We start from the raw sequence: 13963 nt of genomic DNA, 5'->3' as shown, positions 1-13963 counted from the left end.
GTGGTGAGTTGTGAGTTGTGAGTGGTGAGTTGTGAGTGGTGAGTGGTGAGTTGTGAGTGAAGTTGTTGAGTGGTAAATGGTGAGTTTGTAAAGTGCTAAGTTCTTGATAAATTAAAGTGATGAGTTATGAATTGGTGTAAATTCATAACTCTATCACTCACAACTTCACTCATAATTCATAACTCATAATTCATATTTCTCTTAGTTTGCGTCTTCCGATTTCTTAAGCTTGTTAATCATGTTTTCGACCCCGGTCTTGTTTAGCGGGTCGGGTGCCTGCGGAAGTGCCTGTTGCGCAAACTTCAATGCATTTTTATAATCTCCATTGGCAGAATACCCCCTTGCCATTCCGACTTTTGAGGTAAACTGGTCAGGATTTTTCTTATAGTTTAATTGGAAAATTTCCATTGCTTCTTTTGGTTTTTTCTGTCTGATCAGTTCACGGCCATATCCATGCAGCTCCTGCATGCTGGCTAAAGGCAGCGCTGTTTTCATCAGGGTCGTAGCTTCTGCATCACGCCCTAATTTTTGCAGAATCTGGGCCTTTGTAGCCTGGGGTCCAAAAACAGTGTTGCCGCCAAAAACGGGACCTGAAGCCGAGTCAGCCCACAGTAAAGCCTGTTCAAGGTTCACATTGCGTTGTAGTGACCATTGGGCCGCCTCCTGCCATGTTTGCCAGTAGAATCCTTTTTGACTGCGTAATTCATCACGGAAAACCGCAAGCTGATCATTGGTGTAATTGGTAGTAAGTTTAATAGGTATCATCAGCTTCTCCCAGGTCAGTGCTATTGTAGCAGAAGTGTCGGTCTGATCCATAAATTCGAACTTCAGTCTTTCAACGCTGTTTGGAATTTTAACCGGCTTTACTTTGACGCGCAGCACATCCTCTTTGTCATCATAATAATAGTTGCCCCAGGATGAATAGTTGCTTGAAAAAATGGCCGTTGACTCCAACGAATCATAAGCTATAAAAAATCCGTATTTCCCTTTTTTCAACGGTTGACCTTCAATCAAAACATCGTTGGAAAATTCAATGATGGTATTTTCATTGGCTCCTGCACGCCAGGGTGCAGCTTTGCTATTTCCAAAACCCTGGTTCTCAAAACCCTTGTATACCAGTTGGCCCCAGATTTTACCATCGCGGCCATTAACCCCGGGCCTGCTGTATTGAATAAGAACATCAGTAAGACCAACGCGTTCGCCGACCATGGCTTTTTTGTTATTGCCACTTGGCAAACGGGTTAATGTGATCTGTGAAAAAAGGGAGGTTAGCGCCATCATGGCGAGGGTTAAAGTAAAGATGCTTTTCATTTGAATAGTTTTGTAACGAAATTTACAGAACCCCCTCCGGAACCGGCTTAAAGAAAGTTATGAGTTATGAGTTATGAGTGATGAGTGGGGCAAGAGAGTTATGAGTTATGAGTTATGAATTACGAAAGAAAGATCAAGAGAGTGATGAGTGATGAATTGTGAGTGATGTGGGAGACAAATGAATTAATTTAACTCATCACTAAGCCCCTCGCCACTCACTCATCACTCATAACCAAATTCCGGTCTTACGGTAACATCAATGAATTCAAAAAAACCTCCTTGTCTCTACCTTTTAATTTTATCGCACCGAGCGGAGTGGAGATAAATTCTTTAACTAAGTTTAACTCAGAAAGCAGATCTGCAGAAGCAATGATCTCAACCTTATACTCATTGCATTTATTCAGTATCCTGGAAGTAGTATTCAATACATCACCCGAATAGGTTATGTCTCTTTTTATTATTCCTACTTCACCGGCAACAACACGTCCGCAATGTATGCCCGCTTTAAAACCGGGAACCAGGCCATAGTTATGAAGGTACCTGGCGTGTAATTTTTTGATCTGCAATTTCATGTCAAAAAAACAACGGATGCAGTGAATGTTTTCTTTGCCGTCTTCATAATTCCAGGCAATCACCACCTCGTCACCCACATATTGATAGATACTGCCCTTGTTTTCCAGTATAGGGGCAGTAATGTCTGCAAAAAAATCTTTTAATAAAGAATGATATTTTTCATCACCCAGTTGTTCGGCAATAGTGGTGGATGAATTAAGATCAACAAACATAAATATCCTTCTTTCTTCTTTAGGCCTGTTGTATTTGCCGCTGATAATATTCCAGAAATCCGGCTGGCCGAATTTGCTGTTGACCTGGAGTAATAACTGCGTGATGAAAACCACGAAAGACCAGGCAATTAAGGCTTTAACATGAGATGTGTCTTTCAAAAAGGCTATAAATGCTGTTTTGGAAACAGGGTCAGAAATTTGCTTGCCTGTTTGCATAGGTACCACGATTAATCCCATTAAAATGGTCACCAATGTTACTATAGCTATAAAAACGGTACTTACGATCAGCAGTGTATAACCATATGGTTTATCCTGGAACTTTACATTCACATAAAATACAAGCGTAGATCCGCCAATCAGGGCACCTATCAACCCGGCACCTACATTTTTAATGGCAGAACCCATGAAAGAATACCGGTCTGAAAGACCCAGTGAATCTGCAGTGTTTAGTAAAAGCCAGTCATGAATGGTGATGAGGAGACCCATTATCATCCAGCCAATGATAATGATCCTTAATTGTTTCCACCTGATCTTTGTTTGTCTGTTCACGTTGTATTTAGTGGTGAGTGGATTTTTGAATTATGAGTTAAGTTATGAATAATGAATTCTGTTGCCAAAGTTTCATAACTCATAACTCATAACTCATAACTATCTTTACTGTTGTTTATCAGGCAAAATCAAATGGAACTTTGTACCATGATCCAGTTCTGATTCCGCAAATAAGTAACCGTTATGGTTTTCTGCAATACGACGGCAAAGGGACAATCCTATACCTGATCCGGGATAGATGTCACGCCCATGAAGCCGCTTAAATACTTCGAAAATCTGTTCAGAGAATTGTTGTTCAAAACCGATCCCGTTGTCCGTTACAATGATATCATAGTAATTGTTGAATGCAAGTGTTTTGCGGATATATTTTGCAGCTTGTTCCTGTGATATGGGTATCGCTTCAATTGTAATCCTTGGTTTGGTTCCTGCCTTTACGAATTTCAGGGAATTGCTAAGCAGGTTGAAAAAAAGCTGGTTCATTTGAAGACCTACAGCCTGTATTGCGGGAAGCCGCCCTATGGTTATCTCTACTTCCTTTTCTGTGATCGTCAATTCGAAATCATTAGTCACGGCCTTTACAATGTCAGTGAGTTCTACAGGTCTAAACATCGAATCGTTTTTCAACAATTTTGAAAAATTCAAGAGGTCCTGTATCAACAAAGTCATGCGTTCCGCTGCAAGACTGATTTTGTCAAGAGTGAGTTGTGTTGGCTGGTCAATAGTGTCCGAAGATTTCAACCTGCTGGTAAACACCCGGATCTTGCGAAGCGGCTCCTGCAGATCATGGCTGGCGACATAAGCATATTGAGCGAGTTCATCATTGGAATAAGTTAGCTGTTCGTTAGATTCTTCGAGTTCTTCATTCGTTGACTGCAATTCTTCTATAGCAGCCGCCAGTTGTTCTGTTCGCTGCTCCACCAGTTTTTCAAGAGCACGTTGGTTCTGCTGCTGTAGAGTAATATCCTGTGAAGTGCCATTTATTACAACGGGAAGGCCTTCCTCATCAAAAACGGTTTTTCCCTGAACGTGAATGATCCTTTCCTCGCCGGTTATCAAGTTAACCGCAGTATATTCTGCATCGAATAAACCATCTGAGCCAGGCTGAAGGGCGGCTTCTATAAGCAGTCTTACTCTTTCATCATCGTTCTTGTGGATTACGGCAGAAGGCGGACCCGGATTATTTGCGTCATCAATGCCAAACCAGTTTAATAGTCGGTCAGAATAGGTAATATAACCTGTTTTAGCGTCAAGACTCCAGGTACCCAGTTCAGCGAGTTCGACTGCCTCCCTTAATGAAGATTCTGCTATTTCGAGCTTTTGCTGGGCTTTGATCTGGTCGGTTACATCGATGGCAATGTCAAGCACCGCATATACTTCACCTTTCTCGTTAAATACAGGAGTATAGCTGATATTATAAAAATTATAAGTCATTACACCGTTCTGAACAATCTTTACCTGCGAACCAACTGATTGAAACATGACACCGGTTGTAAAAACATCATCCAGGATTTTTAGGAAAGGCTGACCTTCCGTCAACAATTCCGGCATTGCTTCTCTTAACGGTAAGCCAATAATGCCAGGGCCTTTTCCAACAATATCGATGAAAGTCTGGTTGGGGTTTTCAATTATCAGGTCACGGCCAACAAATAATCCTATGCCTGCGGGAGCCGACGAAATAATACTACGCAATTTAGTTTCACTTTCTTCCAGTTCTTTCATGGCAACCACCTGTGCAGTCACATCAACTGCCATATCGAGTATCGCATATACCTCACCGTTAGTACCGAATAGTGGTTTATAGGTGACATCAAAATAGCAGGTTCCTCGTACACCATTTTTGATTATTTCAGCCCGGCTGGCTTTACCTTCATAAGTAACACCGGTCTTGAAAACCCGGTCTAGGATATCAGGAAATATTTGTCCACTTAGTTCCGGAATTACTTCGGTGATTGGTAACCCGATTACAGAACTGTCTTTACCCCAATAGTCCAGCATTATTTCATTGGCAAATTCTACGCGCATTTCCTTGCCAACGTACAGGCAGGTAGCGACGGGCGCTTCTTTTATTAGAAGACGGAATCTTGCTTCACTCTCTTCTATTTTTTTACGTGATTGTACCTGCTGGGTTACATCTGTAGCCACGACAAGGACCCCTGATACTTCCTTGTTTTTTCCAAAGGTTGGCTGGTATAATAAATCAACATAAATCGTTTCGACTTTTTCTTTTCTTAGGATGTTCACTGAAACTTCGTTCGCTGCATAAGGCGAGCCCGAGCTGATTACCATGTTGAGCAAATCATCAAAGCCTTGTCCCGACAATTCTGGCAATGCCTTCATCAGCGGGTTGCCCACCAACTCATTTGAACTGCGGCCTACCAGTTGTCCATAAAAAGGATTTACCATTCGAAATCTAAGTTCATCTGCATCGATCACGGCTATACCCACGGGTGACTGGTCAAAATAGGCAAGCAATTCCCTCTGGGTGTCTTCTATTCTTCTTTGCACCATCACCTGTTCCGTAACGTCAGTGGCCATATCCATAATACCATATAATTCGCCGGCGGCGTTGAATAAAGGTTTATAGGTAAAATCGAAATAACGGGTAGTCAACACCCCGTTTTGTAAAAGTATCGCCGGTTCCTGTTTGCCCTCATAAACTTTACCCGTGACGAATACTTTTGTCAGAATTTCAAGAAATGGCTGCCCTTTTAATTCAGGTACAGCCTCAACAATTGGTTTGCCTATAGCTTCCTTGTTTTTTCCCCAGAAACTCAGCATCAGATCATTCGCAATTTCTATTACCATATCGTGACCTGTAAATAAACAGGTTGCCACCGGGGCTTCCTCAACAATTGACCTGAACTTTTCTTCATTTGTTTGAAGTATTTCTCTTGCTTTCGCTTCCGCCATGTATTGGTCATGAACATCTGTTACTGTGCCGATCATGCCGGCATAGTTCCCATTTTCATCATATCTCGGTGTGCCTTTATCAATTGACCATCTGTAGCTGCCGTCTTTTTGACGCAGGCGATATGGGGCATAAAATGGATGTTTTGCGTTGTTGGCTGTCGTAAATTTCACGGCCAATTCAGCCTGTTCATCGGGGTGTGTTGCCGAAACCCAGCCCAAACCCAGGCTGCTTTCTTCAGTCTGACCAGTGATATCATACCATTGTTTGTTCAGATAAGTGCACCATCCATCAGGATCCGTGGTCCATAAAACGGCAGGCATTGAGTCTGTTACCATTCTAAAATACTTCTCCCTGCCGGCCAGCTCAACTTCTTGTTGTTTCGCGATCCTTAATTTCTCGATAGCCTTCGTCGTTTCGGTACAGGTCACCAGCACACCTTCTACAATGCCTGAATCGTTACGCACCGGGCTATAGCTAAACGTCCAGTAAACATCTTCAAGTTGTCCGTTTCGAAAGATCGGGATGAGTTGATCTTCCTTCCAGGCCGGCTCACCATTTTTTAACACATCTTCGATCAGTGGATAAATGACAGGCCAGATTTCCGGCCAGGTTTCATGTGCGTTGGCGCCGAGTGCTTTGGGATGTTTTCCATTATTACCGAGGCTCGGCCGGTAAGCATCATTATAAAACTGGATCAATTCATCACCCCACCACAGAAACATAGGAAATTTGGCAGTCAACAGGATGCCCACTGTAGTTTTGAGACTTTGGGGCCAGGTATCGGGTTTCCCGATTGATGTGTTAGCCCAATTAAAGTTCCGCGTTCGTTCTCCCATTTCCCCTCCACCCTGGAGAAAAGGGTAAAAATTGTTCATCACAGATAGCATACACTCAATTTATAAAGAAACTGGACAGGCTGGTAAAAAAAAATGTGAATGTTGACCAACTCTCTCTTCGCTTGCTACCGAAATCCTGCCACGAAGAAGATAGATATGAACCATGACTTATGAATTATGAAAGATATTCATTCCCGTTGGGCTTGATGTCGCATAGCCCTGGATGACCCCCCCCGGCATGGTAAAATCGGATTGAGGTAAAATCGTCGTATATGATTGAAACAAATAATCGGATGAATTGTAAATAATCTCGGGTTCGTAAAATTATTTTGATTATGATAAAAATGTGCTGTGTTATTTGTTTAATGATGTTTGTGCAGATATCTATGGCACAGGATGCAATTGCCGGGAAACGGGTAAGTGCTTTCAATGTGGGGGCCGGAAAACCGGCTATCCAGGGCTATGACCCGGTTGATTATTTTTTGAAAAACAAAGCAACAAAAGGCAAGGCTGATTATACTTACAACTATAAGGGAATAATTTATCGGTTTTCATCAGCAGCAAATCTTGCAGCATTTCAGAAGCAACCCGAAAAATATGAGCCTCAATACGGCGGATGGTGCGCTTTTGCGATGGGCAATGATGGGACTAAAGTGGAAGTTGATCCGGCAACTTTCCGGATTTACGAAGGCAAACTGTACTTATTTTACAACAGCTTTTTTAATAACACACTTAAGACCTGGTTGAAAGCTGAGCCTGAACTAAAAAAGAAAGCTGACAGCAACTGGCCGAAACATTATCACTAAAGCTTCCATCAAAAACATAAATTATCCCAATTCAAGATGAGTCTCCCAACCAAACAAAAGTTATTATTATAACTTGTGTCAATTGTACATCCCTCTACTATTTAATAAAAGTCCTTTTTATGACCTTAAACCTTTCCCGTAATGAGTATCAATAATGTAGTGACCTGGATCTGCCGCATCGTGGCAGCAGCAATTATGATGCAAACATTGTATTTTAAATTTACCGGTGCAGAAGAATCGATCCTGATTTTTACCAGGGTCGGAATTGAACCCTGGGGCAGGTATGCATCAGGTGTGGCGGAGCTTATTGCATCCGTGTTAATACTGATTCCACGAACCTCGGTGATTGGAGCCTTGATGGCTGTTGTCATCATGTCCGGAGCATTGGTTACTCATTTATTTATAATTGGGATTGAAGTGGCAGGTGATAACGGACTGTTATTTATTTATGCATGTATTGTAATGATCGCTTCCATTTTTATTATTTACCAAGGCCGACGGGGAATTATAGCTATAATCCACAAACCTGGAATTCAACGTTAATAAACGGCGGCCGCGCCATCAAATCAAATTTCCTGGCAATTTGCCACTATATTTTATTCTTGAAAGTTAACTCCTGATAAAACAGCACAAGCAGCCAGGAACTCGTCCTGTACTACACTATCGGCTGCTACCATGTTGTGCCGTCTGATCAGCTTATGAAAAAAATACTTACCATTAACCTTCGCTTCCGGTTCTTCGCTTACCGCCAGCCATGCCTGGGTTTCTGCACCTTTGCGTAAATCGTCGGGTGCACCCGGTCCTCCCATTTTTGTAGGGACCCATCCGGGATCCAATCCATTTGAATACACATCTGGCCATTTGCGGGCAACTGCAAATGCAAGCAGGAGGTCATGGAGTTTTGAGTCAGCATATGCCTGGTATCCGCTCCATGACTTCTTCTCCCAATTCAGGTCATCCATCCGGACATTGCCCTGATGATGCAGGCTGGAACTTAAATAAATTAATCGCCCGGGACGGTTTATTAAAGCAGTGAGAATGTAAGGTGCAAGACTATTTACTGCAAAAACAGTTGCAAGGCCATCCTTTGTAAGTATTTTCTTCGGCTCACGGTAACCTATAGCCGCATTATATATGATAGCATCAAGAGTTCCTGCATCATTAACTTTACCGGCAAGTTCCTTTGTTTGTGATAGGATCGAGAGATCTCCTGTTAAGCAATGCGATGCCTTTGGATTTTGTTTCAAAGCATGTTTAGCCCTGTCTTCGTTTCGGGCATGTAGCATGACCTCGTGGCCCTGGCTTATCAATAAGCGTGCTGCCATGCTGCCAAGCCCGTCTGCGGAGCCAGTGATGAAGATCTTTGCCATTCGGGAGGAATTTATTGCTCATCCGTAAACCTACTAAGTAATTATACCAAATTTTTGTGTTGATTAATCAATTTATTTTGTAACCCTGTCCAGAAATGGTCTCTCATTAAGATTTGCTTAAACCATATGCTAATTCTTTAATTTTTCCGATGAATAAAAGGGGAGCTATTGTAGTTATTGACGATGATTTGGACGACCACGAAATTATACAGGAAATATTTAAGGAACTGAATCTGCCAAATGAAATCAAATATTTCGGCGCTGTGCAATCGGCGCTTGATTATCTCAGTCTCCATCAAACTGAACCTTTTATCATCATCTCTGATCTTCATTTGCAGGAAATCAATGGATTCCAGCTCCTGGATAAAATAAGAAACAATGATGAGATAAGCCGTAAATGCATTCCCTTGATTTTTGTAACGACCGGCACCACAAAAGAAAACCTTGCAAGGGCATACCGATTATCCGTCCAGGGCATTTTTTACAAACCCCCGCAATACGAGAAATGGAAAAGCCTGCTGAAAGATATTTATGATTACTGGCAGGATGCAATTACGCCTTGATTGATAAACGGTCCGGAATGATGGGTCTGAAATAATGGTCCGAAATGATGGTCTGCAGTCATCAAAATGCCGTTATTGAGAAGTCATGAATGACCTATTCATTTCATCATCAAAAATTCAGCGGACGTATTGAGTATGGCGATAGTGAAATCTCTCGATGATTCTTAAACCCCTGATGATTCTTAAAACCAAATTTTAAATTTGACTGATACATCAGTCAAAGCTGCGTATATTTGACTGATACATCAGTCAAACTATGGGAGCCCAAAAAAATAAACACTCGGCAGCCGCAGTCAGGATTTTGAAAGTTATAGGAGACAGTATCAAACTTCGCAGGAAGCGCCGACTACTCACGGAAAGCATTATGGCCATAAATGCAGGTATTCCCCGTTCAACACTTCAACTGATAGAAAAAGGAAGTCCGACCGTTTCGATAGGATCTTATGTTGAAGTACTCTTAGCGCTCGGTGCCGAGACAGATCTGATCTTACTTGGGTCAGATGACGCGCCCGGGAGAAAAATACAGGACCGTGAGCTTATCGCAAAAAGGATCATGAAAAGCAAAAAGGATCATGAAAGCAAAATAGATCATGAAAAATAGATCAGTAGAGCTATGACGCACCAGGAAATATCTATACTCAGGTTACAAAATCAACTGTTACTTGCCGGAAATCGGTTGCCTGCCGGAAATCAGTTACTTACCGGAAATCAATTGCTTACCGGAAATCGGTTGCCTGCCGGAAATATTCAAACTGCAGCTCAACTGGTACACCATTTTGGCGCCGTGCAGGGCCAGGAGTATGAGCAGACTAAATGGGGACTTGGTATTCGCCTGCCTCATCTCAGCAATACTGATATTGAAAAGGAAATTGAATCAGGAATAATTTGCAGGACGCATTTATTAAGACCAACATGGCACTTCGTGCATGTCGATGATATTTTATGGATGCAGGCACTCACTTCAGAAAGGGTACAGGCAATCAACAAGTTTATGTACAGGCAGCTAGAACTCACAGATAAGATCCTTGATCGGGCTGCAGGTATTATCCGGCAATCGCTGGGCCATGGTGAATCTTTGACGAGGGCAGAACTATCAGCTATACTATCCCGCCATCGTGTCAATGCCGAAGGACTTCGCATGGGTTATATTATGATGAATGCTGAATTGAAAGGTATTGTTGCTAACGGCAAACGAAAAGGAAAACAACATACTTATGCATTGCTGAATTCCGTTCTTAAAACAACAAACAACGATGGTGCAGGTAAAGCCTTTAAAGCGAGAATCACAATCGCCAACCCGGTAAACAACAAACCAAATAAGACAGATAAAGAAGAAGGATTATTAAAGCTTGCTGAACGTTATTTCAATAGCAGGGGACCAGCAACTATAAAAGATTTTTCAACCTGGTCCGGTCTAACCATTGCAGATTGCCTTTTGGGAATCAGCCTCAATGGCCAGTCGCTCGATAAGTTTAGCTTTGAAGAAGAGATTTATTACCATATCCATCCAAAAATCTCAGGTCCGTCCAAAGTTTCAGACATCCAGGCCAATTCCAATCTTTCCGGTATCAAAAATATTTCAGAAACCAGGAAGGCTCTCAACAAAGACTTATTTCTGTTGCCTGTTTATGATGAACTCATCATGGGCTACAAGAATAGAAAGTCCATCATGCAAAACTTTAAAAAAGGACAGCAATATAAATACGACTGCATGATTCTTTATCAGGGACAGGTTATCGGCACTTACAAACGGGTCACCAAACAGAATTCCGCTTTATTTGAGTTTGATTATTTCAGAACCCCGGATAAAAAACAGAAAGGCCTGATCAAAGCCGCATTGAAAACATTCGAAAGCTTTACTGGTTTGAAAGTTGGCGTTTTAAAGAGTTGAAATCTCCTAAAAGCCCCGAAGACACAGAGGAAAAATTCTCAGCTTTTCATACATAATTTTTGTAACTTAATAAGACAGAACACAGGACACAATTATTGTTGAAAGATATTTGTCCGCACTCCGCAATTAATGCTGAAAAATATTGTCCGCCCTCCGCAATTATTACTGAAAAATATTTATCCACCCTCAGCTGATGGTCTTATCGAAATAGATGTTACTGAAAGTACAAGAGCTTTTTTATTTATCGAAAGAAAATGTACTCCAGAGAAAACTTATTGAACCTTTAAGCAACATACATGTGCAGTCCTGCCAGATATCTTTGTTCTGAAAGCAAAATTTATTCACTCATCTAAATCTTGCAACATGAAACAAGCCACCACAGACACTCTCGCTTCGAAGTTCAAAGGCACAATTGTCAGGCCAGAAGATCCGCAATATGACACGGTTCGAAAAGTTTATAATGGCATGATAGATAAACGGCCGGCCATTATTGCTATCTGTGCAGATACGGCCGATGTGATAGCCGGTGTAAACTTTGCCAGGGAAAACGAAATGTTACTGGCGATAAGAAGCGGAGGTCACAATGCCGGAGGTCTTGGTATTTGTGATGGAGGACTTGTCATTGATCTTTCCGCGATGAAAGCAGTCAATTTTAATGCAGAGGATCGTACGGCGCAGGTCAAAGGTGGCTGCCTGCTGAAAGAAGTGGATGAAGCCTTACATGTTTTCGGAAGAGCTGTTCCATCCGGTATTTTTGGAACCACCGGTATAGCCGGGCTCACACTCGGTGGTGGACTTGGCCATCTCACCCGTCATTACGGTTTGTCTATTGATAATCTTATTGAAGTAGAAATAGTGCTTGCAAGCGGTGAACTAACAACTGCTTCTGCAACAAAAAACCCTGACCTGTTCTGGGCTATAAGAGGCGGGGGTGGAAATTTTGGAGTAGTGGTTTCATTCAAATTCAAAACAGTTCCTGTGCATACTGTTTATGGTGGACCTATGCTCTGGGATATCACTGAATCAGAAGAAAGAATGACCTGGTTCCACGACTATCTATCTCATGCTCCTGATCATATAAACGGATTTTTTGCTTTTCTTGTAGTTCCTGCAGTCGAACCATTTCCGCCAGAACTACATTCTAAAAAAATGTGCGGCATCGTCTGGTGTTACACCGGCGATCCCGAAGAAGCAGAAACCTTTTTCGCCCCGATAAGAAATTTCAAAAAACCGGCACTTGATTTTGTTGGCACTATTCCTTTTCCCGCTTTGCAGACCATGTTTGATGCTTTTTATCCTCCCGGACTTCAATGGTATTGGAAAGCGGATTTCGTAAAAGATTTGGGAAGAGAAGCTATCGCCCTTCATGCCCAATTTGGCAATTCAATGCCACACGGATTATCGACCATGCATTTGTATCCGATCAACGGCGCTGCATCCCGGATAACCAAAACCGATACAGCCTGGAACTACCGCAACTGCAACTATGCCTGTGTAATGGTAGGTGTAGATGCAGACCCCACAAATAAAGAACCCGTAATAAATTGGGCAAAAGAATATTGGCAAGCTTTGCATCCATATTCTGAAGGAGGGGCTTATGTGAACTTTATGATGGAGGAAGGCGATGAAAGGGTGAAGGCCAGTTATGGCGATAATTATGAAAGATTGTCAATCATTAAAGCCAAATACGATCCACAAAATCTTTTCCGTGTGAATCAGAATATTACCGCAAAGGTGCAACAGAATCAGCCGGTGTCAGAGTCCGGGGAACCTGTGGACCAACAATCAGGTGATTGAAGTAGGTAATTGAACCAGTGTACTCAGCCATTCAGGTGATTGAATTAAGTGATTGAACCAGTGGACTCAACCATTCAGGTGATTGAAGTAGGTAATTGAACCAGTGTACTCAGCCATTCAGGTGATTGAAGTAGGTAATTGAACCAGTGGACTCAACCTTTCAGGTGATTGAAGTAATTGATTGAAGTTGCCTGTTGGCTGTCACGATTACCCCCTGAATATGTCGCTTTTGCACAGTTCAGGGCAGGAAATGTTTTGACATCTTTGTATCGACGAAAATCAATGTCAGAAATTATTGTCAGAAAATTAATGTCATTTACTTAAGTCTATACAATAAAACATTTTCAGCCATGAGTATAACAAGCAAACAAAACATCGCTCCTCATCTTTGGTTCAACGACAGGGCAGAAGAAGCAATCCGCTTTTATACCGGTCTGTTCCCAAACTCAACAATTACAAATCTCAAAAAATGGGGACCGGGTACACCATTCCCGGAGAATTTAATAATGATAGGAACATTTGTGATAGATGGGTTAGCTGTCCAGGCATTTGATGCGGGCCCCGAGTTTACATTCAATGAATCTGTATCCTTTGTTGTTTCCTGTAAAACCCAGGCAGAAATAGATAAATACTGGTATCAGCTTACCGAAGACGGCGGCCAGGAAAGTCAATGTGGCTGGGTGAAGGATAAATTCGGATTTTCATGGCAGATTGTTCCGGAGATGTTGGTTGAGAAATTGAACGGAGAACCTGCCCGCGCAGCCAGGATGTTCCAGGCAGTGATGAAAATGAAAAAACTCAACATCAGGGAACTGGAGGATGCTTATAATATGTAACCGCTATTAGTTCCTGATTTTGTCCCCACACAGTGAGTTGAGCGTTCACTGGTAGTATACGTAACACCCTGGTCCTTTTGGTTGGTTCCATTTTTTGCCTGATTTCGTTGAAGCCAGTGTCGTGCAGTTGCCTGAATTTCACTTTGCTGATTTTGCACGTTCATGATGTTCACTCGGTTCTTCCCTTCGCCGGATGGGCCTTTCGGTTGGTTTGATTTGCCACTGTGATTCCTGGTTAATACCATTGTTCATGCCGGGTCTCTGCTGTTGTCTCCGATCTGCTTTTAGTTCCCTGATCGGCTTTTTTA

General features: G+C 42.2%; 11 protein-coding genes. 7 read left to right on the top strand and 4 right to left on the bottom strand.

Annotated elements, in window-relative coordinates:
• Positions 1-201: 201 nt before the first annotated feature.
• From VK664_RS16140 to VK664_RS16130, 3 genes are all read right to left on the bottom strand, one after another.
• Positions 202-1311, bottom strand: a complete 1110-nt coding sequence (locus tag VK664_RS16140) for a DUF2911 domain-containing protein (protein WP_461399717.1) — start codon at positions 1309-1311, stop codon at positions 202-204.
• A gap of 245 nt (positions 1312-1556) precedes the next feature.
• Positions 1557-2645, bottom strand: a complete 1089-nt coding sequence (locus VK664_RS16135) for an adenylate/guanylate cyclase domain-containing protein (RefSeq protein ID WP_461399716.1) — start codon at positions 2643-2645, stop codon at positions 1557-1559.
• 105 nt (positions 2646-2750) lie between these two features.
• A complete protein-coding gene (locus VK664_RS16130) occupies positions 2751-6443 on the bottom strand; it encodes a PAS domain-containing protein (RefSeq protein WP_461399715.1) in 3693 nt (1230 codons plus the stop codon).
• A 317-nt stretch (positions 6444-6760) separates the two neighbouring features.
• Between VK664_RS16130 and VK664_RS16125 the strand changes: the two genes are divergently transcribed.
• Entirely contained in the window at positions 6761-7198 is a 438-nt protein-coding gene (locus VK664_RS16125) for a YHS domain-containing (seleno)protein (protein WP_461399734.1), read from the top strand.
• A gap of 141 nt (positions 7199-7339) precedes the next feature.
• Positions 7340-7741: a DoxX family protein gene (locus tag VK664_RS16120; protein ID WP_461399714.1), complete on the top strand. Its 402-nt coding sequence runs from the start codon at positions 7340-7342 to the stop codon at positions 7739-7741.
• A gap of 53 nt (positions 7742-7794) precedes the next feature.
• Here the strand turns inward: VK664_RS16120 and VK664_RS16115 are convergent, their stop codons facing one another.
• Positions 7795-8568: an SDR family NAD(P)-dependent oxidoreductase gene (locus tag VK664_RS16115; protein WP_461399713.1), complete on the bottom strand. Its 774-nt coding sequence runs from the start codon at positions 8566-8568 to the stop codon at positions 7795-7797.
• Between the two features lie 149 nt (positions 8569-8717).
• On the opposite strand from VK664_RS16115, the gene VK664_RS16110 reads away from it, so the two are divergent.
• From VK664_RS16110 to VK664_RS16090, 5 genes are all read left to right on the top strand, one after another.
• A complete protein-coding gene (locus VK664_RS16110; protein ID WP_461399712.1) occupies positions 8718-9131 on the top strand; it encodes a response regulator in 414 nt (137 codons plus the stop codon).
• A 256-nt stretch (positions 9132-9387) separates the two neighbouring features.
• Positions 9388-9732, top strand: a complete 345-nt coding sequence (locus VK664_RS16105; protein WP_461399711.1) for a helix-turn-helix domain-containing protein — start codon at positions 9388-9390, stop codon at positions 9730-9732.
• Positions 9733-9744: 12 nt separating this feature from the next.
• Positions 9745-11022: a winged helix DNA-binding domain-containing protein gene (locus tag VK664_RS16100; protein ID WP_461399710.1), complete on the top strand. Its 1278-nt coding sequence runs from the start codon at positions 9745-9747 to the stop codon at positions 11020-11022.
• A 363-nt stretch (positions 11023-11385) separates the two neighbouring features.
• Positions 11386-12819: an FAD-binding oxidoreductase gene (locus tag VK664_RS16095; RefSeq protein WP_461399709.1), complete on the top strand. Its 1434-nt coding sequence runs from the start codon at positions 11386-11388 to the stop codon at positions 12817-12819.
• Between the two features lie 350 nt (positions 12820-13169).
• Positions 13170-13655 carry a VOC family protein gene (locus VK664_RS16090; protein ID WP_461399708.1) on the top strand — a complete coding sequence of 162 codons (486 nt, stop codon included), beginning with the start codon at positions 13170-13172 and terminating at the stop codon, positions 13653-13655.
• The last annotated feature ends 308 nt before the right edge of the window (positions 13656-13963 follow it).

Origin of the sequence: Flavitalea sp. (assembly GCF_035489435.1) — a bacterium.
Classification (GTDB): Bacteria; Bacteroidota; Bacteroidia; order Chitinophagales; family Chitinophagaceae; genus DATHKG01.
This window is presented reverse-complemented; position numbering and strand designations above follow the sequence as displayed.